This window comes from Cupriavidus sp. PB-02 (genome assembly GCF_058252315.1).
Window position 1 is genome coordinate 1419230 of record NZ_CM177695.1, and the last position, 24156, is coordinate 1443385.

A 24156-nucleotide genomic window follows, 5' to 3' on the forward strand; every position below is an offset into this window, starting at 1 on the left:
CCGGCAGCGCGCCGCTCAGGGCGCCAGCGCCGCTGTTTCCGCCTGGCAGTCGCGTGCCGGGCGGGCGCCACTTGCACGTACCGCGGCCACTTCCTGGCGGGCCTTTTCCAGGTCGGCGCGGAACACCGGGTCGGCATGCAGCCGCGCCACGGTGGCCGCGGCCATCATGCGGCCCTCGTTGACATCGCTCTGCCAGTGCACATTGCACACCACGCGGCTCTGGCCGAACGCGCGCCCCCGCGCCAGGATGTCATTGGCACGCTCCGGCTCGACCTCGGCCAGGATCAATGCCCAGGCCCAGCCGATCGCGCTGTGGCCGGACGGGTAGGAGCCGTCCTTTTCCAGGTGGGCGCTTTCGGCCGGCGTGCACATCTGCGTCTTGTTGGCGACGAACGGGCGCGTGCGCTGGTAGCGGTTCTTGGCGCCGTAGGTGGACAGGCCGGCATCGACCAGGCTGCGGCGCAGCAGCATGTAGAGGTAGGGCGTGTCCTTCTCGCTGACCGGCACGCCGAGCGCGCACGAGAACGCCGTGGCTGCCTGCGGGAATTTCAGCACGGCATCGTCGCTGGCCAGTTGCCAGCGCGGCGAACCGCGCAGCGTGCCGGCCTGGCGCGCCGCATCCTCATCCATCGCCAGGGCCGCCGAACCCTGCGCCGGCGGCGTGGGCAGCAGCTTCAGGCTGTCAGGGCGCGCTTCGGCCGCCAGGTAGCCGGCCGGCACGCCCGGGCGCAACTCGGGCACCGCGGACAGGTTGGTGCCGCCGGCCGCGCAGCCCGCGAGCAGCGCGGCCAGTGCCACGGCGGCGATTTGCCGCATCGGATGCAATGGGGCTCGATTCAATTGGTCGTGTCCTTGTTGTTGGTGGCATCGAACAGCTTGCGCAGGTTCGACTTCAGTATCTTGCCATTGGCATTGCGCGGCAGCATCTCCGGGAACACCAGGATGCGCACCGGCACCTTGAACGCCGCCAGCCGTTTGCGCACGAACTCCTGCAGCTCGGCTTCGGTCGCCTGCATGCCGGGCTTGATGCTGACCACCGCGGCGGGTTCTTCGCCCAGCGTCCGGTGTGCGAGCCCAACCACGGCCGCGTCCACCACCGCGGGATGCTCATACAGCGCGCTTTCCACCTCGATGCAGTAGATGTTCTCGCCGCCGCGGATCAGCATGTCTTTCATGCGGTCGACGATATAGACGTAGCCTTCCTCGTCCAGCCGGGCGATATCGCCGGTGCGCAGCCAGCCGTCGACAAAGGTCTGCGCCGTGGCCTCGGGCTTGTTCCAGTAGCCGCGCACGACATTGGCGCCGCGCGCCATCAGCTCGCCGGTTTCGCCTGGCGGCAGCGCATCGCCGCGTCCGTCGACGACTTTCATTTCGCCGATCGGCAAGGCCGGGCCGCTGCTGTCCGGGCGCATCTCGTACTCTTCCGCGCTGTGGCTGGTAAAGGTCGACGAGGTTTCCGTCATGCCCCAGCCAATGCCTGGCGCGGCCTGCGGAAAGACCTCGCGGATGCGCCGCACCAGCTCGGGCGAAGCCGGCGCGCCGCCATAGTTGACGTTCTCCAGCGACGACAGGTCGAAGCGCGCGCGCTCCGGATGCTCCAGGATCTGCCACGCGATGGTGGGCACGCCGCCGGCCGAAGTGCAACGCTCGCGCTCGATCAGCCCCATGCCGCGCAGTGCGTCCCAGCGGTGCATCAGCACGATCTTGGCGCCGGTCGCCAGCGCGCCGTTGAGCACCGCCATGCAGCCGGTGACATGGAAGAACGGCACTGCCAGCAGCGCGGCCTTCTGCGGTGCGGCGGGGTCGGGCGCGGGGATCGGCTCGCCCCGGCGCAGCAGGTTGCGGATCACGCTGAAGCTGCCGGCGGCGACCACCGAAGCAGAATTGCGGTGCGTACCGAGCGCGCCCTTGGGTTTGCCGGTGGTGCCCGAGGTGTAGAAGATGGTGGCGTCGTCTTCCGGATCGATCTCGACCTGTGGTGGTGCCTGGTCCCGCAGCGTTGCCCAGGCAACAGGGGGGCCGATCACGTTTTCCAGCGGCACCACGCGCGCCTCGGCCACCGTGCCGCCGGCGCGCGACACGTAGACGCGTTCCAGCGCCGGGCAGGCCGGCAGGTGCTCCAGGATCCGGTCGAGCCGTTCGGCATCGACGATGGCCACGCGGCTGCCGGAATCTGCCAGGCCGTATTGGAGCTCCGCTCCGCTCCACCACGCATTGAGCGGCGTCACGATCGCGCCGGTGAGCAGCGCACCGTAGAACGCCACCGGCCACTCCGGCAGGTTGCGCATGGCCACTGCGACGCGATCGCCCTTGCGCACGCCGTCGCGCACCAGCGCATGGGCCAGCGCAATGGCGGCGCGCTGGAAGGCATCGTAGGAAACGCGCTCGTCCTCATAGACCACGAAGGTGCGGTCGGCAAAGGCGCGCGTGGCCAGGAACAGCTCGCGCAGCGTGTGCGGGGCGTTTTTCCAGACCTTGGTGGGGATGCCGCGGATCGTGCGCGTTTCGGTTTCGAACGGCGCGCCGGGCGCGGTAAGCCGGGCGTGGGCCTCGGCCAGGGACATGACCGGCCAGCTGCCGGCCACTTGCGGATTGCTCGACATGACTGCCTCCCGGAACTGCACTGCAGGTTGAGGGAAATGCAGGAAAGCGGCGGGCGCCGGTCTCGCCGGCGTCCGCGCAACGCTTGCGTCAGAAGCTCAGATGGTCACGCCGCCGTCGACGACCAGGGCCTGCCCGGTCATGAAGGTGCTGGCTGCGGAGGCCAGGTAGACGGCTGCGCCGGCGATCTCGACCGGCTCGCCGATGCGGCGCAGCGGGGCGCCCTGGGTGGATTGCTTGTAGCGCTCCGGGTCTTCCCACAGCGCCCGCGCGAAGTCGGTCTTGATCAGCCCCGGCGCGATGCAGTTCACGCGCACGTTGTGCGGGCCGAACTCGACCGCCAGGTTGCGCGCCAGCTGGAAGTCGGCGGCCTTGGAGATGTTGTACACGCCGATGGTGGGCGAGCCGCGCAGGCCGCCGATCGACGACACGATGATGATGGAGCCGTCCTTGCGGTCGATCATCTGCGGCGCCACCATCTGGATCAGCCAGTGGTTGGAGATGACGTTGTTGTCCAGCACCTTGCGGAACTGGTCGTCCGTCACGCCGCTCATGGGCCCGTAGTACGGGTTGGAAGCGGCATTGCAGACCAGCACGTCGATCTTGCCGAACACGCGGTTGGTCTCGTCGACCAGGTGCTGCAGGTCATCCTTGGACGAGATATTGGCGGGGACCGCGATCGCGGTGCCGTCGCCGTGGCGGGCGTTGATGGCGTCCACCACTTCCTGGCAGGCCTCGGCCTTACGCGAAGAAATGACGACTTTGGCGCCCTGTACGGCCATCTGCTCGGCGATGGCGCGGCCGATGCCGCGCGAGGAGCCGGTGACGATGGCAACCTTGCCCGTCAGATCGAACAATGACATGGAGTCTCCTGTATGGCTGCGCCGGCATCAGGGGCCGGCTTTGTGCAGGCGGCATGTGCCGCGCTGTTGTCCTGGCGATGCGCCACGCGGGCGGCATCGACGGGACATTATGGTGGCGCCTGTGCACCCAGTCCACAGCCCCAGGGGGCGCGCGCGAGCCATATCAGTATTCTTTCTGAGGGCAATGCGCGCCGTGCATGGCAGCATGCCGCACAGCGGAACGCCGGTGCGGATCAGGCGCTTCAGGGGGACGTGGAGCCAGCCAGCAGCGGCGGCAGGGCGGCCATCAGCTCGCGGCGCAGCACATCGTCCAGTTGCAGGCCGAAGCGCGCCGACAGCACCTGCAGCACGGCCTCGGGCGTTTCCAGCCGCTGGCGCCGCACCGTGCCGTCCGGATCGCGCTCGGCCAGGTCGCCATCGGCCAGCGTCACGCGCGTACCGCCGTCGGTGCGCGCGGCCATCAGCCGGTGCAGGAATATGCTGTCCGGATGCGTCGACATGTACCAGTTGCGCGGCACGAAATCGATCCACGGCTGCGGCGTCAGGTCGAAGCGGTAGACCTTGATCCAGCCGGCATCGCCACGCGCCTCGAGGTCATAGCTGTGGAAGGCGGTGCCAGCCGCTTCGGACGGAGACGCGACCAGCCGGTAGGGAAAGCTGTCATCGGTGGGCGCCGACAATGGCATCGCCCGGAACGGCGTGGGGCCGCCAAAGCCGACATCGGCCAGATAGCTTTGATGCGCCACTTCCACGCGCAGCAGCATATGCGACGTGACGGTCGGCACGTCTTCCGGCATGCCCCAGCGCACGCGCGCGGCCAGCGGCGTCACGGGGTAGCCGAGCGCTGTCAGCGCGGCCGCCAGCAGCGTGTTGAGTTCGAAGCAATAGCCGCCGCGCCGCTGCGTGACGAGCTTGTCGAAGACCGCGTCCAGCTCGATGCGCACCGGCCGGCGCAGCAGCGGGTCGACATTCTCGAACGGGATGCTGGCCAGGTGCGCGGCCAGCACGGTATCCAGCGCTTCCAGCGTGGGCGAGGGCGGGGCGGCGATGCCCAGCCGCGCGAGATAGGCGTCCAGTTGCGGCGCGTCGAGCGAGATCATGGCGTGTGAGGCTCCGATGCGAATGGGTCAGTTGAGCGCTTCCAGCGCGGGCAGGTCGAGCAGTTCGATGCCGCCGTATTCGAGCCGCAGCAGGCCACGTGCTTCCAGTTCGCGCAGCGCGTGGTTGACGGTCTGGCGCGACAGCCCGAGCATCTGCGCGAGCTGCTCTTGCGGGATGCGCACGCGCTGCGCGGCATGCGCCTGCACCGGCAGGTTGCCGTAGCCGCGTGCGATCGCGGCCAGGCGCCGGGCAATGCGTGCCGGCGGCGGCAGCAGCTGCGCCTCTTCGACATAGTCGAAGGCCTGGCGCGTCTTGGCCGCCAGCAACTGGCCAAACGCCTGCCACCACGCCGGCTGCTGCGCGAGCCGCCGTTCCAGCGGCGCGCGCGGCACGTGCCACAGCGTGGTGGCGCTGACCGCACGAGCATCGTGCGTACGGGGCAGGCCGTCGAACAGGCAGATCTCGCCAAACCAGGTGCCGGGCTCCAGCAGCCCGAGCAGCGCCGCCTTGCCGGATTCGCCGCTGGCGTGGATCTGCACGGTGCCGCTGGCGACACAGTACAGGCCGTCGAAGCGGTCGCCGCGGGCAAACAGCGTTTCGCCCGGCACCAGGCGGCGCAGGGTGCCGTCATCGAGCAGTGCCTGTTGCAGCGCTGGTGGCAGCTGGCTGAACCAGGTGCCGGTGCGCACCGCCGCGAGCGGGTCGTCATGCTGCGATGCGGTGCCGGGCAGCGCGGCGTTGGCGGAATGCGCGTGGGGGCGTTGCGGAGGGGGCGCCAGTCCCATGCCGGTCTCCTGTCTGGTTATCCCGCTTGCGCGGGGGCTTGCGCCGGCGTGTCTGCCAGCACACGCAACGGCATGCTGTAGCGCAGCGGACTGTCAAAAACCTGACAGACCTGGCCGGCACGCGCCCACTACTATAAATCCACATCGCGCACGCCGTGCAGCAGCGGAGGGCAGCGACCGGCGCCAACGCCGCGCCGGACGCGCACGCCCGCGCACAAAGGAGACGCCCCCGTGAAAACCCTGATCGAACACCTGGCCAACTATGCCGCTTACCACCGCGACCCGCGCAACGTCTTCACGCATTTCATCGGCATCCCGATGATCGTGCTGGCGGTGACGACGCTGCTGGCACGCCCGGCGATGGCGCTGGGCGACGGTTCGGCCTACCTGACGCCGGCGATGCTGGTGTACATCTTGTCTTGCCTGTTCTACCTGCGCCTGTCGCTGGGCTTCGGGGTGGCGATGGCGGCGATCCTGGCGGCGTTTCTCTATGGCGGTGCGCGGATTGCCGCAATGCCGACCGTCTGGTGGCTGGTAATCGGCATCGGGTTGTTCGTGGTGGGCTGGATCATCCAGTTCGTCGGCCACTACTACGAGGGGCGCAAGCCGGCCTTTGTCGATGACCTGGTCGGGCTGCTGATCGGCCCGCTGTTCCTGGTGGCCGAAACCGCCTTTGCACTGGGCCTGGCGCACGATACGCGCGAGGCCATGGCGGCCCGCACGCAATGAGCCGCGCCAAGGTAGTCTCTACGGCAATCTCTAAGGCAATCTCTAAGGCAGTCCCGCCGGCAGCCGCAGGCGCGCCGCCAGCCCGCCCAGCGGGCTCGAGGCCAGCGCCAGGCTGCCTTCATACAGCGCAGCGATCTCGGTAACGATCGCCAGGCCCAGCCCGCTGCCGGCAGCCGTTTCATCCAGCCGGCCAAAGCGTGCGGAGGCCAGTTCGCGCGCCTGTGGCGGCATGCCGGGGCCATCGTCTTCCACCAGGATTTCCAGCGCCCCATCCGCTTCGCGCAGCGTGACTTGCACGCGCGTGCGGGCCCACTGGCAGGCGTTGTCGAGCAGGTTGCCAAGCATCTCGACCAGGTCCTGCCGATCCCCGGCAAAGTGTCCTTCGCCCGCCACCGTCAGCGCCAGCGCGCGCTCGCCGTGCAGCCGCGACAGCGCGCGCGTCAGTTCCCGCACGGCCGGGCCGGCGTCGATGCGCACGCCTCGTGCCGCGGCAGCGCCAGCGGCACGGGCGCGCGCCAGGTGGCGGTCGACCTGCCGGCGCATCGCTTCGACCTGCGCCGCAACGGCTTGCGCAGCCGCGCCCGGCAGCGCCGCGGCCTCGTTGGCCAGCACCGCCAGCGGCGTCTTGACCGCATGCGCCAGGTCCGCCGCCTGTCCGCGCGAGCGCTCCAGCGCCTGCGCATTGCGCGTGAGCAGGGCATTGATCTCGGTCACCAGCGGTTCCACTTCCGTGGGCCAGGCGCCGCCCAGGCGCGCCTCGCGCCGGGCCTGCATCGCGCCCAGTGCGCGGCGCAGCCCTGCCAGCGGGGCGAGCCCGAACTTCACCTGCGCGGCCACGGCGAGCATCAGCCCCAGCCCCAGCGCCGTCAGCGACCACACCAGCGTGCGGTCGAAGCTGCGGCGCGCGGCGCGCAGTTCGGTCCGGTCCAGCGCCACGGAGACATCCACCGGCGTGTCGGACGATGCCAGCACCAGCCGCCGCGACACCACCAGCAGCGACTGGTGGCTGGGACCGGGACGCACGTCGGCCTGGGTGCCGGCCACGTGCCGTTCCACTATCACCGGCATCTCCGTATCCCACAGCGAGCGCGAACGCAGCAGCGCGCCGGGCGCGCGCGCCTGCCAGTAGGCGCCGGAATAAGGCAGCTCGTAGCGGGGATCGGCAGGGGTGCGCGTGAGCACCAGCTTGCCGTCGGCGCTCCAGTCCAGCGCCGCGGCCAGGCTTGCCAGCTGGTGGTCGAGCTGGCGTACATAGGTCTGGTTGACGTGGCGCTCGAACAGCGTCGACAGCAGCCAGCCGCTGACGCCCAGCGCCCCGGCGAGCCAGATCGCGGCCACCACCAGCAGGCGCAGCGCGAGGGAGCGGCGCAGGCGGGCGGGCATCTAGGGCTGCGTGCCGGCAGGCGGGCGCAGCCGGTAGCCCTGTCCGCGCACGGTTTCGATCACGTCCACGCCAAGCTTGCGGCGCAGCCGGCCGACAAAGACCTCGATGGTATTGCTGTCGCGGTCGAAGTCCTGCGCGTAGATATGTTCCGTCAGCGTGGTCTTGCTGACGATGGCGCCGGGGTGGTGCATCAGGTAGTCCAGCACGCGGAATTCATGCGAGGTGAGCACCACCGGCACGCCGTCCACGGTGACGCTGCCCGCGCGCGGATTCATCCGCACGGGGCCACATTGCAGCTCCGGTGTGGGCATGCCGTGCGCACGCCGGATCAGCGCGCGGACGCGCGCCAGCAGCTCTTCCATGCGGAACGGCTTGGCGAGATAGTCGTCGGCGCCGGCGTCGATGCCTTCGACCTTCTCGGTCCAGCTGTCGCGCGCGGTCAGGATCAGCACCGGCACGTTGACCTGCGCGGCGCGCCAGCGGCGCAGCACCGAGAGCCCGTCCAGCCGCGGCAGGCCGAGATCGAGGATGACGGCGTCGTAAGGTTCCTGCTCGCCCAGGTGGCAGGCGTCCACGCCGTCGGCGGCCGTGTCGACCGCATAGCCGGCGTCGGCCAGGCTGGCGCGGACCTGCGCGCAGAGGGTGGGTTCGTCTTCGACCAGCAAGATGCGCATCAGCGTCTCCCTGCGCTCACCGCTTCTTGCGCGCCTCTTCCAGCCCACGGCCCTTGGCCTTGAGCAGGGCGGCGGTGCGCGCGTCGTATTCGAGCTTGGCCACCGAGCCGCCCGGCAGCAGCAGCTTGACCTCGTACTGCCAGATGCCGTCGTCGCGGTCCAGCTCGACGCCGATCACGTCGCCCGCGTACTGTCTCGACACGGTCTCCAGGATGCGCGACAGCGGCAGGATTTCGCCCGACTGTACCGCCGCGCGGGCGCGGTCGGCATCCTTGTCGGCATGCGCGGCCGGCACGCTCGCCAGCGCCAGCAGCGCGAGCGCGCCGGCCATCAGCACGCGGGCAGGGCGGCGCAGCAGCGCCGCAGAGTATCGCTTCATGGCTCGAAGTTTGCATCAAAAAGCCTGAACGCGGGCTGAACGGAAGCCTCAGGCCGCGTTCAGCTGCCGGTGCCCACAATGCCGCCATCCCAGCCAAGGAGCCCGGCCATGCCGCACCCGCAGACCCTCGCCCGCCATCTTCCATCGCCGCCGACGCGACGGCTGCGCACGTTGGCGTTGGCCGTCGCCGCGCCGTTTTCGCTGCTGACCGTGGCGAGCATCTTCGGCATGCAGGTCGAACTGCCGGCGCTGTGGCACGCATGGCAGCATGCCGATGCGAGCCTGCCGATGATCGCGCTCGGCGCCCTGGTTGCGGGTCCGCTGCTCGCGTTTTGCGTGGGCGAGTGAATGAAAAACGCCGCGCTACGGCATCGCATCGCACTGCGCGCGGGGCGTTTTCGCGGCCGCCGCAAACACGAAAGCGGGGGGACGTAGGCCTTCTTCGCGTTTCCACTGAGGCAAAGCCGCGACAAAACACGGGGTTTTCACGGGGTTTTGCGTTTCGCATGCACGAAAACCCCTTGACTTACGGCTGTTTCCGCTATGATTCAGTGGGCGCCGACAGGGCGATTCAGCAGCGCTGCCAAGCAATGCAAAACGATCCGCCGGCATCCATTGTTCAACTCATGTATATCGATATGGCGACCAAAGCGAAACCGACCGCGAAGACTGCAACCAAGCCCGCTGCCAAGAAGGCCGCGGCAACCAAGGCACCCGTAAAGGCTGCCGCCAAGAAGGCCGCGCCGGTCAAGAAGGCTGCTCCCGCTGCTGCGCCCGTTGCGCGCCCGCTGAAGGACACCTTCAACAAGTCGAGCCTGGTCGCTCACCTGGTAGCCCAGACCCAGCTGGAAGCCAAGGCCGTGAAGACGGTGCTGGCCCACCTGGAAAACACCATCGTCAGCGCGCTGAACAAGAAGGGCGCCGGCGAATTCACGCTGCCCGGCCTGCTGAAGGTCACGGCCCAGCAAGTGCCGGCCAAGAAGAAGCGCTTCGGCAAGGACCCGTTCACGGGCGAAGAGCGTTGGTTCCCGGCCAAGCCTGCGAGCGTCAAGGTCAAGGTCCGTCCGCTGAAGAAGCTGAAGGACGCCGCAGCCTGATCTGCGCCACGTTGTCCTGATGAAGAAGGAGCCGCTTGCCGGCTCCTTTTTTTCTGTGCGCCGGCACCGTTGGTGCCGCGCGCACATGCTGTCGCCGCCGGCGCAGACCGGCGCATGGGGGAGAGAACATGCCCAGTTTGCAATGCCGCCTGTGGCGGATGGTCTTGCGCCTGGTGCGCCGCAAGCAGCGGTTTGCCAGCGCGCAGGCGCTCCATGATGAAATCCACCGGCGCCGCGAGGCCGGCCGGGCCTTTCCTTCAAAGCGCCTGTGCGCCCGGCATGCGGTCAGCCTGGAGCGGGTGGGGGGGATGGCGGTCTATACCGTGCAGCCCAGGGCCGCGGCGGCCTCGGGGAAAGCGCGCCACATCCTGTACCTGCACGGCGGCGGCTACGTGTTCGACATCGTCAGCCAGCACTGGGATTTCATCGGCAAGCTGGTCGACGCGCTCGGCTGCGCCGTGACGGTGCCCATCTATCCATTGGCGCCGGAGCACACCCATCGCGATGTTTTCGGCGCCATGCTGCCGCTGTGGCAGGCCATGCAGCAGCGCTATCCGGATGCCGACCTGACGGTGATGGGAGACTCCGCCGGAGGCGGCATGGCACTGGCGTTGGCGCAGGTGCTGCGTGACTGCGCCCAGCCGCTGCCGCGCCGCCTGGTGCTGCTGTCGCCGTTCCTGGACGCTACCGGAGAGAACCCGGGTATCGATGCATTGGAACCGTTCGACCCGATGCTGTCGCGCCCCGGGGGCATCGAATGCGGGCGGGTCTATGCCGGCGCCGACCCGGTGACGCTGCCGCAGGTCAGCCCGATGCGCGGCGTGCTGCGCGGGCTGCCGCCGACCACCCTGTTCATCGGCACGCACGACATCCTGCTGCCGGACTGCAGGCGCTTCCGCGAGCTGGCGCAGGAGCAGGGCCTGCCGCTGCAGTATTTCGAATATGAGGGGATGTTCCACGTCTGGATGCTGCTGCCGATGCCGGAGGCAGACGCGGCATTCGCCCAGATCGTGCAAGCGGTGCGGCGAGATGACTCGCCCGGCACGGCCGCTGCCGCCCATGCGGTGCATACCGCCGATGCGGCGAAGGAAGTGATGGATGCGGGATGACGAGGCGCGCCGGGCTTTGCCAACTGGCGCGGATTTAATCCACGTCAAACGGGGGCCCCGGACTCCCCCATAGAATCGGTCAGGTCATGGGTGCGGGGGCGCTCCCCATGACGCAGCTCCCGGCGTCTTCCCCGGAAGCTTCCGCCCGCGGCCGCAATGGTCGCGGGCTTTTTATTTGGCAGCCATTTGCCAGCGGCTCAGGCCACCACCTGCTTGGCGAAGGTCGCGCGTTCCATCTCGCAGACCTCCACCGAGACCTGCACGTTCCGCCCGCCGTCGGCGCCGGTGCGCACCGCTTCGGCAATCACGTCGCACACCGACTGCGCCAGCGCCTGACGCACGGCAGTGTCGCGGCCGTCAAGGATCGACAAGCGCGCATGGACGAATGCCCGCTCCACGGCATCCACGCCCTGCCGGTACGTCTGCAGGGTGATGCAGCGCGACTTGATGTCCGCCTCCTGGAACTGCCCCGAGGCCAGCAGCGCCGCATTGGCTTCATCGAGCAGCTCGTCCGGCGAGCAGTTCAGGCGGGTGTTTTCGGTGAGTTCGATGACGAGGTGCGGCATGGTGGCGTTCTAAGCAATAGTCGACTGTGGGCGGCGCAAGTGCCGGCGCAAGCCAGCATGATACGGGATCGTTGCGCTGGAGTAAGCTCACATGGTCGTCACACGATCCCGCATGCGTCGGCCAGACACCATGGAAATGTTCAGCCTTGATCTCGTGCTGCGCCTGCTTGCCGGGCTCCTGACCGGTGCCCTGATCGGGCTGGACCGCAACCTGCGCGGCAAGGCGGCCGGCATGCGCACGCTCGGTCTGGTGTCGCTCGGCGCGGCCACCGCCGTGTGCCTGGTGACGCTGGGCGGGCATCCGCCGGATGCGCTGTCGCGCGTGCTGCAGGGGGTGCTGACCGGTATTGGCTTCCTGGGGGTGGGCGTGATCGCCAAGCATGGCACGCACGCGCGTCCGCAGGGGCTGACCACCGCCGCCGCGATCTGGCTGGCCGCAGTGCTGGGCGCGGCGGCCGGGGCAGGGTATTACGTGGTCACGGGAACTGCGCTGCTGCTGGGCATGGCGCTGCTGTGGCTCGGCGGACGTTTCGAAGTGGCCCTGCACCGGGTGCTGGAGGGGCACAACGGCACAGATCTGCGCCACAAGCATGAGGACCGTGCGCAGCGGGACGAGGCCGATCCCGGCAAGACCCGCGACCGCAGCGGCGATGAAGAGCCGTGAGATGCCTGCCGCCGTTCAGGCTTTTGGGGAACCCAGTGCGGCCTCGATGCGCGCGCCAGCGATCTTGCCAGACGGCGCAGCCGGCAGGTGCTCCGTCGAGCATGCCGGCGCGCGGCTGATGCTGTATCTCGACGACGCCTTTGGCTGGGGCAGGCGCCAATGCAAACGGGGCGCCATGGCGGCGCCCCGTTCGTCCTGCGGCGGTATCAACGTGGCAACAACGCGCTTTAGGCGTGCGCCAGCCTTTGTTCCAGCTCGTTGCCGGCGCGCGCCGCGCTGTTGAAGCGCTCAGGATTTTCGCGAGCCAGTTGCTGCAGTTGCGCGAGCTTCGCCTTCAGGTCCGGGTCCAGGCGCGGTGCGGGCGCAACGGTGGAAGGGCAGGCAATGCCCAGGATATCGAGGGCCTGCTGGAAGTTCTCGACGGTCAGGCCGACGGCCGGGTCCACGCTCACCAGGTGTGCGCGCTGCGGCTCAGGGATCGATTCCGGCGCCGCGCACGACATGATCACGTAGTGGATCGGGGCGTTGCCCTGGGCAAAATATGCGGCGATTTCAGCGCCGTGGCCACCTGCGGCCGGCGGCGTCATGCCTTCGACCTGCAGATCCAGCTGCTGCAGGATCGCAGCCGGCGTGCCGCGGCGCCAGGCGTCGGACACCACCACGCGCGCACCGGCCACGCCGAACAGCCGGCGGACGAAGCCCAGTGCCACGGGATCGAAAAACCTGACGTCGCGCACCGTGCCCGAATCCGGGATGCCGCCGAGGCGGGCGCGGGAGCGGTCGGAGTACAGGACGCCGGGGATGTCCAGCATGATGATTCGTTCAGCCATGATTTCCTGTGCGGGTGCCAGATCAGTTGGTGTGAGGCAAGATTACCCGCCAGGACGGGGCTGACACGTAACCGGCGCCCGTCTAGTTGAAACATATCTGTAACTTTGTCGAGCAAGACGTAAATGCCGGTTACCCCGGCATGTCAGATGTTTCATGCAGACACATCTACCCGACACATTCCCCACAAAAGGCTAGAAACGGAAGCGCGCCACATCGTCGGCAAGTGCCGCCGCCTGGTGATCCAGCCGCGCTGCCTGGTCCGCCAGTTCGCCGACCAGCGCCGCATTCTGCTGCGCCGTCTGCCGCAGCTGCGACACCGACTGGCCCGCCGCCTGCACGCTGCCGGCCTGCTCGTCGGCGAGGGTGCGCAGCGCTTCGGCCAGTGTGTGGCTGTGCTCGACGGTGGCGGCAATGCGGTCCATCGCCGCCACCACGTTGCCGCTCAGGCGCGCGCCTTGCTCGATCTCGTCGGTGGCGGTGCCGATGATGGCGCCGATCTCGCGCGCCGCATCGGCACTGCGCTGCGCCAGCGCACGCACTTCCTGCGCGACCACCGCAAAGCCCCGGCCCGCGGGGCCGGCGCGGGCCGCTTCCACGGCGGCATTGAGCGCGAGGATATTGGTCTGGAAGGCGATGCCCTGGATCACGCCGACGACCTCGGCGATATGGCGCGAGTGGCCATGCAGCGCGTCCATGGCGCCGCGCATCTGCTGCACCACGTCGGCGCCGGCGTCGGTGGCCGCGCGTGCCTGGCTGGCCATCTGGCTCGATTCGGTGGCCTGCGCATGGGCCTCGGCCACGCGCGCGGCCAGGGTCTGCATGCTGTCCGTGGTGGCGTCGAGCGCGCGGGCCTGCTGGTTGGTGCGCGCCGACAGCGCCTGGTTGTCTTCGGCAATCTGCTGGCTGGCGGCGGTGATCTCGTGCGCGGAGGCCTGGATGCGCGCCAGCACGCCGGCGAGCTGGTCACGCATGCCGGCCACGTGGTGCAGCATGCTGCTGCGGTCCGAAGCGCGCAGTGCGATGGTGGCAGTCAGGTCCCCGGCGGCGATGCGGCGCGCGATCTCGGCCGCGTCGCGCGGCTCCCCGCCGAGTTCGGCGCGCAGGCTGCGCGCCGCGACCCACGCCAGCGCTGCGGCGGCCAGCAGGCTGGCACCGAGCAGCGCCACCATCCACGCCTGCGCGCGCAGTTGGCTGGCCGCCACGCTGGCCACGGTGGCGGCGGCCTTTTTCTCCTGCAGCTGGCGCACGTCTTCCACCTGTCGGCTGAGCGACTGCAATTGCTCAGTGACAAAGTGCCTGTCGACCGAGACCGCGCTGTCGAACTGCAGCGGATCGAGTGGCTGCTTGCGCAGCAGCGTGACATAGCCCTGGATCAGTTCGGCGGTACGCTGCCGTTCGCGCGCCAGCACCTGTGCCTGCGCGGCGCCCGCCTGGTGCACGCTGGCGAGCGCGGCATCGAGTTGCGCCAGCGCGCCGGCAATGTCGTCGGCGGCCGCATCGCGCTCGGTGCTGCTGGTGGCCATGGTCAGCGCCAGCTGCGCGCGGCCCAGGCCGGCCAGGGCCGACTGCGCGCGCTCGGCCGAGACGGCGCCGTGCATGTCCTGCTGGTACAGGGTATCGGTGCGTGCCTTGATCGACACCAGGTTGGCGATGCCGGTCAATCCGACGGCGGCGCCGAACAGGTAGACCAGGGCAAAGGCGGCACACAGGCGCACCACCAGCGGCAGGCGGCCCAGCCGCGCGGGCGCGGCGGCGGGGCCCCGGCCGGGCAGGCTTGTCTTGAGGACTTGCAACACGGAGATGACTCCAGACGGGCGTGCGGATTCCAGAGAGCGCGCGGCCCGGGGGTTGACCCGAAATGCCGTACGCCCCGTCCTCTGTGCGGGACGGTGGCGGAGCGGCGCACGGATGGTCACGCGGTAATGTGACGCCAGCGTGACACGTCCTAAAGATGGACTGTCATCGTGCTGTCATATAAATGTCATGCAATGTGGCCCGCCCACCTCTTACTCCACTTCCCCCGGATTCCTCGTCATGACCGGCAACGCTGCCGCCACGCCCTCGCACGACCGCACGCCCGGCGCCACTGCCGAGCCGGCGTCGGCGCTCGCGCGGATTCCACCGCTGCACGCGGTGTTCCAGCCGATCGTGCAGGTCGACAATGCAGAGATCCTGGGTTACGAGGCCCTGATCCGCGGGCCGGTGGGCTCGCCCTGGGCCGCGCCCGATGCGCTGTTCCGGCTTGCGCAGGGCGTCGCCGCCACCATCGCCCTGGAGGTGCACGCGGCCCGCACCGCGCTGTCCGCCTGGCGCAGCCTGGACCTGCCGGGCAAGGTCTTCCTGAATTTCAGCCCGATGACATTGCGGCACCTGCTGGCCGACCGCGGACGACTGATGGCGGCGCTGCTGGGGGCTGGCGTCGCGCCGTCGCGCCTGGTGATCGAGGTCACCGAGCAGACGCCGATCGGCGATGCCGTCAGTTTTGGCCAGGCGATGTCGGTGCTGCGCGAACTCGGCATGCAATACGCGCTGGATGATTTCGGCTCGGGGCATGCCAACCTCGACCTGCTGGCGTACCTGTCGCCGCAGTTCGTCAAGATCGACAAGTCGCTGGTGCGCGGCATTGCCTCGTGCTCGCGCCGGCTGGAGATCCTGCGCGGCGTGCTGCGCATGATGAGCGCCTTTGGCGGACGCGTGATTGCCGAAGGCATCGAGAACGAGGACGAACTGGCGGTGATCCGCGATCTCGGCGTGACCGGCGCGCAGGGCTACTACGTGGGCCGGCCCGTGGTGCATCCAGCCGCGCAGGCGGCGGCGCAGGTGCGCCAGGCGCTGGCGTCGCGGCATATCGCGGTGTTTCCGCAGATGGTGCGCTCGGGGTGGTCAGGCATGACCGCGGGCAGGCTGCTGCGGCCGGCGCCGACGGTATCGCCGGCCACCAGCAACGATGCGGTGCTGCGCACCTTCCAGGGCCAGCCCGAGTTGCAGGCGGTGGCCGTGGTCAATGACGAGGGCCGGCCGCTGGCGATCATCAGCCGGCAGGCCTTTATCGATCGCTATGCGGCGCCGTTCCACCGCGAGCTGTACGGCAAGAAGGCCTGCATCGCCATGGCAAACCGCGAGCCGGCCTGCTTCGACCGACGCGCCAGCCTGGAAGAGATGGCGCACATCCTGTCGGGCGAAAACACGCGCTCGCTGGCCGACGGCTTCGTCATCACCGACCAGGGCCGCTATATCGGCCTGGGCACCGGCGCGGACCTGATCCGCGCGATTACGGAGGTGCGCATGGAGGCGGCGCGCTATGCCAACCCGCTGACCTTCCTGCCCGGCAATATCCCGCTGAACCAGCATATCGAGCGCCTGATCGCGGCCGCGAGCGAGTTCCGCGCCTGCTATGTCGACCTGAACCACTTCAAGCCTTTCAACGACAAGTACGGCTACTGGAAGGGCGATGAAATGCTCAAGGGCGCGGCCGCGATCCTCGCCGAGGCCTGCGACCCCGCGCGTGATTTCCTCGGCCACGTGGGGGGCGACGATTTCCTGGTGTTGTACCAGAGCGGTGACTGGTGGGCGCGCATCGAGGGCGCGATCCGCCGCTTCAACGACGCGGCGTGCGCGATGTACTCGGCCGCCGATCGCGCCGCCGGCGGCATGCAAGGCGAGGACCGCCGTGGCCAGCCGGTATTCTTCCCGCCGGTGTCGATGGCAGTGGGCGTGGTGTGCGTAAGTGGAGAGGGCGTGGCTGGGCTGCAGAGGCTGGGCAGCCAGCAGATCGGCGCCGCGGCCGCGGCGGCCAAGCGCGAGGCCAAGCGCTCGGCCTCGGGCATAGCCGTGCTCGACTTCCTGTCGCTGGCCGCGACGTTGCCGGCCTAGCGGCCCCCGTCAACCTGCCCGCCGTGATCTTGCGCCCCACAGCAGGCAGGCGCGGCGCAGCACCTTCTTCCAGTACATCGAGCCGGTAGCCGTGCGCGTAGACCACGGTGATGGTGACGCCGTTCTCGATGCCGAGGCGCAGCGTCTTGCGCAGGCGCGAAATCAGCCCGGCCAGCGCCCGCGACAGCGGGGGCAGTTCCTGCCGCCACACGGTCTGCTCGAGGCGGCTGTTGGGCAGCACCCGGCCCACGTTCGAGAACAGCAGCATCGCCAGGTCGAATTCCTTCGGTGTCAGCGAGATGCGTTCGTCGTGCAGCGTGGCAAAGCGGCCTACGCCGTTGAGCTGGTACGCGCCGGCACGCACCACCAGCCCCTGGCGCAGCCGCTCGCCGGTTACGCGGCGGCGCAGTGCCGCGATGCGCGCCATCAGCACGCGCGGACTGAGCGGGCGGCACACGTAGTCATCCGCGCCGGCATCGAGGGCGTCGACCAGGCTGTCTTCACTGCTGTCGGTGGCGAGCATCATGATGGGCACGTCACGCGAGAGCGCGCCGCGCACCGCACGCACCACGTCGATGGCCGGGATGTCGGGCAGCTCGTCGTCGATCAGCAGCATGTCGTAGGGCGCCTGGGTCACGCTGTGTATCAGGTCGCGCCCCGCCTCGAAGACGTTGCAGCGAAAGCCGGCGCGTGCCAGCAGCTCGGAGACAGCCTGGAGCTGGGGCGACTTGCCCAGCAGCAACGCAATATTTATCGACGGCGACATACGAGAACAGAGCAGTGGAACGGTCAAGCGCGATCGGACCGGAGACGACTGGTGAAGGAGCGACAGCGACAACCGCAGGCATCGAAGCGAATGCGTGTCGCGGCGGTTCAAACCGGCACGGCCAAGACCTCACGCAAATCGACGACCACAAAGGGTATAAAAGGTGTGATCCGAAGGACAATCGGACATTTCTGAAAGATCTGCGGTTTTTGCTTCTTTTTTCTATTAGGGCGAAGCCGGCGAGGGCGGTGGCGTCGGCGGCAGGGATGCGAACTGCCCGTTGGCGGAAGAAGAAAGTTGTCCACAGTTCCTGTGGACAAGGCAGGGACGGCCAGCCCGACGACGGCCTGGCGCCGTCATCCCATCGGCGTGCCAAAAAAGGAGGCAGCCCCACGCGGCCGGGCCGACGCCGTGCTGACAACAAGCGGACGGCGGTGTGCCAAAATAGCGCGCATCACGTTCCGGTCCGGGGACTCAAGCCCACTAATGCTGCAGAGCCCGAGTGTCATCGTCTTCGTCATCCTGGCCTTTCACGCCGTCGGCGTAGTGGCCGCGCTTCATGCCGTCATGACGGTGCGCACCGCGCCCGGCGCGATCGCGTGGGCGGGGTCGCTGGTGATGATGCCGTACTTCACGCTGGTGCCTTACCTGATCTTCGGGCGCAGCACCTTTGCCGGCTATGTCGACGCGCGCCGCTTCAACGACGACCGCCTGCGCGAGATCCGCCATGGCATGACCCCGCGCGAGCGCGAGGCGCGCAGCGCCTGCGTGGTCCACACCCCGCCGCAGGCCTGCATGCGTGCGCTGCCACGGCTGACCGGCATGCCGTGCCTGGCCAACAACGACGTCAAGCTGCTGGTCAACGGCGTGCAGACTTTCGAGGCCATCTTCGCCGCGATCGCAGGGGCCCGGCAGGTGCTGATCGTGCAGTTCTTCATCGTGCATGACGATGCGCTGGGCCAACGCCTGCAGGCGCTGCTGTGCGAGCGTGCGCAGGCCGGCGTCAAGGTGTATTTCCTGTTCGACCGCATCGGCTGCCACGCGCTGCCGCGCCGTTATGTGCGCACGCTGCTGCAGGCTGGCGTCGATGCGCGGCCGTTCTCCACGCACCGCGGCTTCGTCAACCGCTTCCAGCTCAACTTCCGCAACCACCGCAAGCTGGTGGTCGTCGACGGGCGCGAGGCCTTTGTCGGCGGCCATAACGTGGGCGTGGAATACCTGGGCGAGCGCCCGCCGCTGGCGCCGTGGCGCGACACCCATATCGCGCTGCGCGGAAGCGCCGTGCTGGACCTGCAGATGGCGTTTGCCGAAGACTGGTACTGGGCCGCTCGTGAAGTGCCGCAACTGCTGACGCCGCCACCGGAAACCGGCGGGCGCATGACCTGCCAGGTGGTGCCGTCCGGCCCCGCGGACTCGCAGGAAACCTGCTCCCTGTTCTTTGTCGAGGCGATCCAGTCCGCGCGGCACCGGCTGTGGATCACCTCGCCATACTTCGTGCCGGACGAGGCCGTGTTTGCCGTGCTGCGGCTGGCAGTGCTGCGCGGCGTGGATGTGCGCATCCTGATCCCGGCGCGGCCCGACCACCTGGTGGTCTATGCCGCCTCCACCCTTTACGCGTACCAGGCCGTGGCAGCGGGTATCAAGCTGTACCGCTACCAGCCCGGCTTCCTGCACCAGAAGGTCATCCTGATCGATGACGAGGCGGCTGCGGTCGGCACCGCCAACCTCGACAACCGCTCGTTCCGGCTCAACTTCGAGCTGATGGTGATGACCGCCGACAAGGGCTTCGCCGCGGACGTGGCGGCCATGCTCGAGGCCGATTTCGCGCAGGCCATTCGCATCGGGCTCGACGAATTCCTGGCCGCTCCGGTGCCGCTGCGGGTGGCGATGCACGTCGCCAAGCTGTTCGCCCCAATTCTCTGATCCCGCCCCTGGATTGCCCCCAAATTTCTCGACTGCAACAAACTTGTGACAGTTTGATTGTGTACACTGTTCACTATAAGTCGATATACATAATGAACCGCTATCCGTATCCAAGGGGGTCCGCATGACCCGGGCCGTCTCCGCGCCGCCGGCGCGCGCGACCTACCGCCACGGCGATCTGCGCCGCGCACTGCTCGACGCCGGCATCGACCTGGCCCGCGAAGGCGGCCCTGACGCCGTCGTGCTGCGCGAGGCCACGCGGCGCGCCGGCGTGGTACCCAATGCCGCGTACCGGCACTTCGCCAGCCGCCAGGACCTGCTGCAGGCAGTGCGGGCGTCGGCCTTGTCGTCGCTGGCCATCGCCATGGAGGCCGAGATCGGCGGGCTGCGCCCGGGCCGCGGCGCCGCTGCCCATGCGCGCGCCTGCCTGCGCGCGGTCGGCACCGGCTACCTGCGCTTTGCGCTGACCGAGACGGGGCTGTTTCGCACCGCGTTCTCGGTGCCGGATGAAGTGGAAGACGACGCCGACCCGGCCAAGGCAGGCAATAGCGGGCTGAACCCCTTCCAGCTGCTGGGCGCGGCGCTCGACAAGCTGGTCGAGGCCGGCGTGCTGCCGCCCGAGCGCCGGCCCGGCGCCGAGTACCTGGCCTGGTCGGCGGTCCATGGCCTGGCCATCCTGCTGATCGATGGTCCGCTGCGCAGCCGCGCCAGGGAGCAGGCGGAGATACTGGGCCAGCGGCTGCTCGACATGGTCGAGAAAGGCCTGTAGCCGCAGGACCTGCGCCTTTCCAAAGACATCGTCCAAAGTCAGCGCCAAAAAAATGCCACGATGGCGGGGAACCATCGTGGCAGCTTAAGGAGCCAGGAAGGGGGTCAACCTGGCTCAGTCGGGGCACCCGTGGGTCGGGTGCAAGATGACTGTATTCCGGGCTTTCTCAAGTGAAAATCGGACAAGTCCTAAATGTGGGCGCGAATTGTCGCGACCTGCAAATTCGGCGTCCGGCTCACCCGCGGGACCAGGCTGCACCCGGCCCGTTTTATGCGGAATTGCCCTGAGCCGGATGTGGTCTAACTTTGACAGACGGCCTCATGCAGGCTGTCGCCACGGGCGGGAGGGGATCATGCGATATGGCGTTGGAGTAGTAGTCCTCGTTGCGGCCCTGGCGGGCTGCGTCGCCTATCCGTATGCCGGGGACGACTACGCGGCTTACCCGGCTTATCCGGTCAGTTCCGCTTATTACAGCGGCTACCCGGTCGCGGCAGGCTATCCGTACTACGGACCGTGGCCCGGCTATGGCGGCTTCTATGGCAGCTTTTCCTACATCTATCGCGGCGGTGGCCACGGCGGACGCCACTGGCACGGGCATCATGGTCATGGCCATGGGGGCTGGCATGGTGGCGGCCGCGGCGGCGGAAGAGGTGGCTGGGGTGCTGGCCGCGGCGGAGGTGGCGGCAGGGGCCACTGACCCGCGCGCCGCGACGATGGCCATGCCGGGCGGCGTCTGAGATCCGGTCATGGTCGCCAACGGAGCCTCACTGGAGCCCTATGCCATGAGCAAGCCCGCACCGAAGAAGCACCAGCCCTACCCGACCCCCGCCGAGCAAAAGGAAAAGGACGACGCGCTTGAGCGCGAGTTGGATGAGGGGCTGAAAGAGACCTTCCCGGCCAGCGACCCGGTCGCCGTCGACACGCACATGCCCCACCGGCCCGCGCCGGATAAGTAGAGGCCCATAGCGGCCGGCCGCCGGCCAGTCCCGCCCTCCCGGGCGCGATCTGTCCCGCTATGGCAACTGGCGCAGCTGTCCGATCACGGACATCAGCCGTCCGTGCGCCACGATTACTGCGGATTCATCCTGCAGGGCTTCCTGGTAACGCCTGCGGAACCCCGCATCGGCGCCGTCGCTGAAGAGCTTCTCGGCCGCACGCGCCACCGCACGGCAGGTTTCGTCGTGGTGTTCTCTTGATTCCAGTTCTTCGTCGATCTCGATGATCAGGCGCGACAGCGGGTCGAGCCAGCGGAAGAAGTTGTCTTCAGTCACCAGCTGCACGAACAGGCCGGCCGGTATGGGGCCGTTCAGGCGCTCGTACTGGCCCCTGTCGTAGCCGATGACTTCCTTGTGAACCTGCAGCAAGGCCGCCCGCAGGGCTTTCAGCCCGGAGCGGCGCGTTTCCTGAGTGGCGAGGAATTGTTCGTTGGGCATGCCCATCTCCGTTTCCACTTGTATGGGCCCAGGCAGGCGGTCGAAAGCGCATCCGGGGCCCATCCTCGACATATCCTGGGCACGTCCGGGCCGGTCGCCATCGCCTGCCCGAACCTCCGGGCGCGGCCGGACCAGCTCACCTGGCACTGTCCGGCGCGCTGCCAGTATAGGCAGCCCATGCAGCCCGGACCAGCGCCCACGGCTAGCGAAATACCCGTATTTGCGGCGGCGCCGGCGCATGCTTGGGCGGAGGGGCGTCACGCGTCCTCATCCGTTGCTTGCGTTGGCGCGAGCAGGTCTGCCGCACGCGAACGCCGCGCGTCCGCGGCACGAAAATAACGCACCACCGTCGCCACGCTCGCATGGCCGGTCATTGCCATGGTCTCGGCCAGCGGCACCTGCCGGGCCGCGGCTTCCGTGACAAAGCCCGAGCGCAACGAATGCGCGGAGTAGTCGCCTTCCAGTCCCGCCTGCGCGCAACGCGCCTTGACGATGCGGTTGACCGCCGCGTCCGACAATCCCTCTCCCACATGCCCGCCACGGCGGATACGCCGGAACAGTGGCCCGCTGCCGATGTCCGCGGCGGCCAGCCATGCTCCCAGTGCCTGGCCGGCGGTGCCGGTAACGGGCTTGGCGGTATCGGCGCGCGCGCTGCCTGACTGGTTGGTCTTGGACCATCCCAGCGTGTAGACGAATTCACCGGGCCCGAGCCGGGTGAGGTTGTCCATGGTCGCGCGCGTGACTTCCGAACGGCGGCGCCCGCCGCTGGCCCAGGCGAACAGCAGCAGCGCGCGGTCGCGCAGTCCGCGCAGCGAGTCGTCGCAGGTGTCGAGCAGCCGCAGCAGCGGATCGCGCGTGAGCGCGGCCTTGCGCGCCTGCCGCTGTCCGCGGCGCGCATAGGCGCGGCGAATGCCGGCCATCAGTTCGCGTACGGCGGCATCGGCACAGGGGTTGGGCAGGTCCTGCAGGCGGTGCGCCTTGGCCACCACCGCGAGCCGGTGGGTCAGCGTGGACAGCGCGGGCGGGCCGGGTCGTGCCTTGTGTCCATGAGCGACCAGCGCCTGGTCGATGGCCGCGGGCATCTCGCAGACAACACCTTGCGGCGTCTGGCGCGTGGCGTGGTCGACGATGAACTGGATAACGACGGCAGGCGCGAGCGGGAGTTGCACGGGCTGGCGGTAGCGCAGGGCATACCAGGCAGACCAGTACCGCAGGGCAGAGCGGTAGCTCGCCACCGTATTTTGCGATTCGCCTTCGCGGCGCAGCGCATTGGCGGCCTGTTCGGCAAGAGGATCAAGTTCGGACGGGCGAAGCGGCGCCGGTAGTTCGACATCGGGAACGATGGGGGGAAAGTAGGCCTCGTGGGCTGGCTTGATCTTGATCATATTAAATATGATGTATGCTGTAATATATCATACGTAGATGACGAATAACAGCCGATAAGTCTCCATTATCGAACCTTATTTGCCCTCCCTTGGACCTTTAGCCGGATTCCCACCATGGAAACCCTCCGCAGCCGTGGCATCACCCGCGACGACGTCTGGCAGGCCGCCGACAGCCTGCTGAAGGCGGGCCAGCGCCCGACCATCGAACGCATCCGCCTGCATCTGGGGCGCGGTTCCCCCAACACGGTCAGCCCGCACCTGGACGCCTGGTTTGCCGCGCTGGGCGGGCGCATCCAGGATCCGCAGGGATTTGCGCCCGCGCCTAGCTGCCCGGAGCCGGTCACGGAAGCGGCGCGCTATCTATGGGAGGCCGCGCTGCAGGTGGCCAGGGCATCGGCCGAAGCCGCGCTGACGCAGCGCCAGGCGGCGCTGGCCGGGGAGCAGGCCGCGCTGGAGCAGGAGAAGGAAGCGCTGGCGCAGGAACGCCAGGTCATGCAGGCACGCCTGGACGGTGCCGAGACTGCCATGGCTGAACTGACGCGGGCCCGCGACGAGGCCTCCGACCGCGCCGCACGCGCAGAAGCCGCGGCTGCGGCCTTGCAGCGGCAGGTCGATGCGCTGCGCGCCGAAGCGGCCGCAGCGCTCGAGGCGCGCGACGCCCTGCAGCGGGACTTTGCCGCCCAGCGCGCGGCATGGGACCAGGAGCGCGAAATTCTCACGCAACGCACCGCCGCCAATGAGCGCCGCATGGCGCTGGAGCTGGATGCCGCGCGCGTGGCGGCAAAGGATGCGCAGAAGCTGCTGGAGGCCGAGCGCAAGGCCGCCATGGAGCGGCTTGCCCACGCCGCCGAGTCTGCCTCGAAGCAGGGCAGCGAAATGACCCGCCTCGGGCAGGCCCTGGCCGTGCTGGAAGAGCGCGTCCGGCAGCGCGAAGCCTTGCTGGCGGAGTATCGCGAGCAGTCAGGTGGCAGTGGAGCGACTAGCGCAGGCCAGGAAGGCCAGCCTGCGCGCCGGGCGCGGCCGGTACGTGGCACGCCGGCGCGAGGCAAGAGCGGCCGGCTGCGTACGCGCGGTTGGCCGGCGAGCTGAGCTGAACCGAGCGACCAGCGCATCCTCGGCCTCGCACGGATAGACGTTCTCCGGAGTTGACGAAGTAGTCGATCCTGTCGCCAATCCACCGGCTCCCCTTATGCCGGCGGGTTGCCGCGGGGTAGCGCGCTGGCA

At 68.7% G+C, this 24156-nt stretch carries 24 protein-coding genes and 1 pseudogene; 11 read left to right on the forward strand and 14 right to left on the reverse strand.

The annotated features are described in order from the left end of the window. Nucleotides 1–15: 15 nt before the first annotated feature. The 5 genes from AC10V3_RS27265 to AC10V3_RS27285 all read right to left on the reverse strand — a co-directional run bounded on the left by AC10V3_RS27265 (nt 16) and on the right by AC10V3_RS27285 (nt 5350). Nucleotides 16–840 carry an acid phosphatase gene (locus tag AC10V3_RS27265; protein ID WP_022538474.1) on the reverse strand — a complete coding sequence of 275 codons (825 nt, stop codon included), beginning with the start codon at nt 838–840 and terminating at the stop codon, nt 16–18. Beyond that, nucleotides 837–2603, reverse strand: coding sequence for a class I adenylate-forming enzyme family protein (locus AC10V3_RS27270; RefSeq protein ID WP_022538475.1), 1767 nt, complete (start codon nt 2601–2603; stop codon nt 837–839). The genes AC10V3_RS27265 and AC10V3_RS27270 overlap by 4 nt, the downstream gene beginning before the upstream one ends. A gap of 96 nt (nt 2604–2699) precedes the next feature. Beyond that, nucleotides 2700–3464 (reverse strand): SDR family oxidoreductase, encoded by a 765-nt coding sequence (locus AC10V3_RS27275; RefSeq protein ID WP_022538476.1) that lies wholly within the window; start codon nt 3462–3464, stop codon nt 2700–2702. A gap of 242 nt (nt 3465–3706) precedes the next feature. Next, nucleotides 3707–4564, reverse strand: a complete 858-nt coding sequence (locus AC10V3_RS27280; RefSeq protein WP_490924291.1) for an arylamine N-acetyltransferase family protein — start codon at nt 4562–4564, stop codon at nt 3707–3709. A 27-nt stretch (nt 4565–4591) separates the two neighbouring features. Beyond that, nucleotides 4592–5350 carry a Crp/Fnr family transcriptional regulator gene (locus AC10V3_RS27285; RefSeq protein ID WP_022538478.1) on the reverse strand — a complete coding sequence of 253 codons (759 nt, stop codon included), beginning with the start codon at nt 5348–5350 and terminating at the stop codon, nt 4592–4594. Between the two features lie 231 nt (nt 5351–5581). On the opposite strand from AC10V3_RS27285, the gene AC10V3_RS27290 reads away from it, so the two are divergent. Continuing rightward, entirely contained in the window at nt 5582–6079 is a 498-nt protein-coding gene (locus AC10V3_RS27290) for an Mpo1 family 2-hydroxy fatty acid dioxygenase (RefSeq protein ID WP_490924292.1), read from the forward strand. Nucleotides 6080–6121: 42 nt separating this feature from the next. On the opposite strand, the gene AC10V3_RS27295 is transcribed toward AC10V3_RS27290, so the two are convergent. From AC10V3_RS27295 to AC10V3_RS27305, 3 genes are read right to left on the reverse strand one after another with little or no spacing between them, the layout of a single operon-like run. Then, nucleotides 6122–7462, reverse strand: a complete 1341-nt coding sequence (locus tag AC10V3_RS27295) for a sensor histidine kinase (protein WP_490924293.1) — start codon at nt 7460–7462, stop codon at nt 6122–6124. Further along, nucleotides 7463–8137 (reverse strand): response regulator transcription factor, encoded by a 675-nt coding sequence (locus AC10V3_RS27300; protein ID WP_490924294.1) that lies wholly within the window; start codon nt 8135–8137, stop codon nt 7463–7465. It lies immediately after the preceding gene. Between the two features lie 16 nt (nt 8138–8153). Beyond that, entirely contained in the window at nt 8154–8516 is a 363-nt protein-coding gene (locus AC10V3_RS27305) for a PepSY domain-containing protein (protein ID WP_490924295.1), read from the reverse strand. A 108-nt stretch (nt 8517–8624) separates the two neighbouring features. Here AC10V3_RS27305 and AC10V3_RS27310 point away from each other — a divergent pair, with 108 nt between their 5' ends. From AC10V3_RS27310 to AC10V3_RS27320, 3 genes are all read left to right on the forward strand, one after another. Beyond that, nucleotides 8625–8864, forward strand: coding sequence for a hypothetical protein (locus AC10V3_RS27310; protein WP_490924296.1), 240 nt, complete (start codon nt 8625–8627; stop codon nt 8862–8864). 290 nt (nt 8865–9154) lie between these two features. After that, the gene (locus tag AC10V3_RS27315; RefSeq protein WP_490924297.1) at nt 9155–9613 is read left to right on the forward strand and encodes an HU family DNA-binding protein; all 459 of its coding nucleotides are present in this window, start codon (nt 9155–9157) and stop codon (nt 9611–9613) included. A gap of 128 nt (nt 9614–9741) precedes the next feature. Beyond that, nucleotides 9742–10722, forward strand: a complete 981-nt coding sequence (locus tag AC10V3_RS27320; protein ID WP_490924298.1) for an alpha/beta hydrolase fold domain-containing protein — start codon at nt 9742–9744, stop codon at nt 10720–10722. Between the two features lie 197 nt (nt 10723–10919). On the opposite strand, the gene AC10V3_RS27325 is transcribed toward AC10V3_RS27320, so the two are convergent. Continuing rightward, nucleotides 10920–11288 (reverse strand): 5-carboxymethyl-2-hydroxymuconate Delta-isomerase, encoded by a 369-nt coding sequence (locus AC10V3_RS27325; RefSeq protein WP_022538486.1) that lies wholly within the window; start codon nt 11286–11288, stop codon nt 10920–10922. Between the two features lie 130 nt (nt 11289–11418). Between AC10V3_RS27325 and AC10V3_RS27330 the strand changes: the two genes are divergently transcribed. Beyond that, the gene (locus AC10V3_RS27330) at nt 11419–11952 is read left to right on the forward strand and encodes an MgtC/SapB family protein (RefSeq protein WP_022538487.1); all 534 of its coding nucleotides are present in this window, start codon (nt 11419–11421) and stop codon (nt 11950–11952) included. Nucleotides 11953–12179: 227 nt separating this feature from the next. Here AC10V3_RS27330 and AC10V3_RS27335 read toward each other — a convergent pair whose 3' ends face one another. Together AC10V3_RS27335 and AC10V3_RS27340 are read right to left on the reverse strand one after the other, a co-directional pair. Beyond that, nucleotides 12180–12782 (reverse strand): HAD domain-containing protein, encoded by a 603-nt coding sequence (locus AC10V3_RS27335; protein ID WP_022538488.1) that lies wholly within the window; start codon nt 12780–12782, stop codon nt 12180–12182. A gap of 192 nt (nt 12783–12974) precedes the next feature. Continuing rightward, nucleotides 12975–14579 carry a methyl-accepting chemotaxis protein gene (locus AC10V3_RS27340; RefSeq protein WP_490924299.1) on the reverse strand — a complete coding sequence of 535 codons (1605 nt, stop codon included), beginning with the start codon at nt 14577–14579 and terminating at the stop codon, nt 12975–12977. Nucleotides 14580–14817: 238 nt separating this feature from the next. On the opposite strand from AC10V3_RS27340, the gene AC10V3_RS27345 reads away from it, so the two are divergent. Next, nucleotides 14818–16656, forward strand: a complete 1839-nt coding sequence (locus AC10V3_RS27345; protein WP_022538490.1) for an EAL domain-containing protein — start codon at nt 14818–14820, stop codon at nt 16654–16656. 139 nt (nt 16657–16795) lie between these two features. Here AC10V3_RS27345 and AC10V3_RS27350 read toward each other — a convergent pair. Further along, nucleotides 16796–17422 (reverse strand): annotated as a pseudogene (locus AC10V3_RS27350) (response regulator transcription factor); the annotation flags it as partial. 486 nt (nt 17423–17908) lie between these two features. Between AC10V3_RS27350 and cls the strand changes: the two are divergent. The 4 genes from cls to AC10V3_RS27370 all read left to right on the forward strand — a co-directional run bounded on the left by cls (nt 17909) and on the right by AC10V3_RS27370 (nt 21070). Continuing rightward, complete coding sequence (gene cls / locus AC10V3_RS27355; RefSeq protein WP_022538491.1) at nt 17909–19345, forward strand: cardiolipin synthase; 1437 nt, start codon at nt 17909–17911, stop codon at nt 19343–19345. Nucleotides 19346–19469: 124 nt separating this feature from the next. Further along, nucleotides 19470–20114, forward strand: a complete 645-nt coding sequence (locus AC10V3_RS27360) for a TetR/AcrR family transcriptional regulator (protein ID WP_022538492.1) — start codon at nt 19470–19472, stop codon at nt 20112–20114. 536 nt (nt 20115–20650) lie between these two features. Further along, a complete protein-coding gene (locus AC10V3_RS27365) occupies nt 20651–20851 on the forward strand; it encodes a hypothetical protein (protein ID WP_349605966.1) in 201 nt (66 codons plus the stop codon). A gap of 45 nt (nt 20852–20896) precedes the next feature. Beyond that, entirely contained in the window at nt 20897–21070 is a 174-nt protein-coding gene (locus AC10V3_RS27370; protein ID WP_349605965.1) for a hypothetical protein, read from the forward strand. Between the two features lie 57 nt (nt 21071–21127). On the opposite strand, the gene AC10V3_RS27375 is transcribed toward AC10V3_RS27370, so the two are convergent. Together AC10V3_RS27375 and AC10V3_RS27380 are read right to left on the reverse strand one after the other, a co-directional pair. Further along, nucleotides 21128–21553 carry a hypothetical protein gene (locus tag AC10V3_RS27375; protein ID WP_454753079.1) on the reverse strand — a complete coding sequence of 142 codons (426 nt, stop codon included), beginning with the start codon at nt 21551–21553 and terminating at the stop codon, nt 21128–21130. A 251-nt stretch (nt 21554–21804) separates the two neighbouring features. Then, complete coding sequence (locus AC10V3_RS27380) at nt 21805–22932, reverse strand: site-specific integrase (RefSeq protein WP_490924300.1); 1128 nt, start codon at nt 22930–22932, stop codon at nt 21805–21807. 114 nt (nt 22933–23046) lie between these two features. Between AC10V3_RS27380 and AC10V3_RS27385 the strand changes: the two genes are divergently transcribed. Then, nucleotides 23047–24021 carry a DNA-binding protein gene (locus tag AC10V3_RS27385; protein ID WP_490924301.1) on the forward strand — a complete coding sequence of 325 codons (975 nt, stop codon included), beginning with the start codon at nt 23047–23049 and terminating at the stop codon, nt 24019–24021. Nucleotides 24022–24156: the final 135 nt, after the last annotated feature.

Coding starts and splice junctions, on each gene's coding strand:
- AC10V3_RS27270 (WP_022538475.1), bottom strand. CDS start 2,603: ATGTCGAGCAATCCGCAAGTGGCCGGCAGCTGGCCGGTCATGTCCCTG.
- AC10V3_RS27275 (WP_022538476.1), bottom strand. CDS start 3,464: ATGTCATTGTTCGATCTGACGGGCAAGGTTGCCATCGTCACCGGCTCC.
- AC10V3_RS27280 (WP_490924291.1), bottom strand. CDS start 4,564: ATGATCTCGCTCGACGCGCCGCAACTGGACGCCTATCTCGCGCGGCTG.
- AC10V3_RS27285 (WP_022538478.1), bottom strand. CDS start 5,350: ATGGGACTGGCGCCCCCTCCGCAACGCCCCCACGCGCATTCCGCCAAC.
- AC10V3_RS27295 (WP_490924293.1), bottom strand. CDS start 7,462: ATGCCCGCCCGCCTGCGCCGCTCCCTCGCGCTGCGCCTGCTGGTGGTG.
- AC10V3_RS27300 (WP_490924294.1), bottom strand. CDS start 8,137: ATGCGCATCTTGCTGGTCGAAGACGAACCCACCCTCTGCGCGCAGGTC.
- AC10V3_RS27305 (WP_490924295.1), bottom strand. CDS start 8,516: ATGAAGCGATACTCTGCGGCGCTGCTGCGCCGCCCTGCCCGCGTGCTG.
- AC10V3_RS27310 (WP_490924296.1), top strand. CDS start 8,625: ATGCCGCACCCGCAGACCCTCGCCCGCCATCTTCCATCGCCGCCGACG.
- AC10V3_RS27315 (WP_490924297.1), top strand. CDS start 9,155: ATGGCGACCAAAGCGAAACCGACCGCGAAGACTGCAACCAAGCCCGCT.
- AC10V3_RS27320 (WP_490924298.1), top strand. CDS start 9,742: ATGCCCAGTTTGCAATGCCGCCTGTGGCGGATGGTCTTGCGCCTGGTG.
- AC10V3_RS27325 (WP_022538486.1), bottom strand. CDS start 11,288: ATGCCGCACCTCGTCATCGAACTCACCGAAAACACCCGCCTGAACTGC.
- AC10V3_RS27330 (WP_022538487.1), top strand. CDS start 11,419: ATGGAAATGTTCAGCCTTGATCTCGTGCTGCGCCTGCTTGCCGGGCTC.
- AC10V3_RS27335 (WP_022538488.1), bottom strand. CDS start 12,782: ATGGCTGAACGAATCATCATGCTGGACATCCCCGGCGTCCTGTACTCC.
- AC10V3_RS27345 (WP_022538490.1), top strand. CDS start 14,818: ATGACCGGCAACGCTGCCGCCACGCCCTCGCACGACCGCACGCCCGGC.
- cls (WP_022538491.1), top strand. CDS start 17,909: ATGCTGCAGAGCCCGAGTGTCATCGTCTTCGTCATCCTGGCCTTTCAC.
- AC10V3_RS27360 (WP_022538492.1), top strand. CDS start 19,470: ATGACCCGGGCCGTCTCCGCGCCGCCGGCGCGCGCGACCTACCGCCAC.
- AC10V3_RS27365 (WP_349605966.1), top strand. CDS start 20,651: ATGGCAGCTTTTCCTACATCTATCGCGGCGGTGGCCACGGCGGACGCC.
- AC10V3_RS27370 (WP_349605965.1), top strand. CDS start 20,897: ATGAGCAAGCCCGCACCGAAGAAGCACCAGCCCTACCCGACCCCCGCC.
- AC10V3_RS27375 (WP_454753079.1), bottom strand. CDS start 21,553: ATGGGCATGCCCAACGAACAATTCCTCGCCACTCAGGAAACGCGCCGC.
- AC10V3_RS27380 (WP_490924300.1), bottom strand. CDS start 22,932: ATGATCAAGATCAAGCCAGCCCACGAGGCCTACTTTCCCCCCATCGTT.
- AC10V3_RS27385 (WP_490924301.1), top strand. CDS start 23,047: ATGGAAACCCTCCGCAGCCGTGGCATCACCCGCGACGACGTCTGGCAG.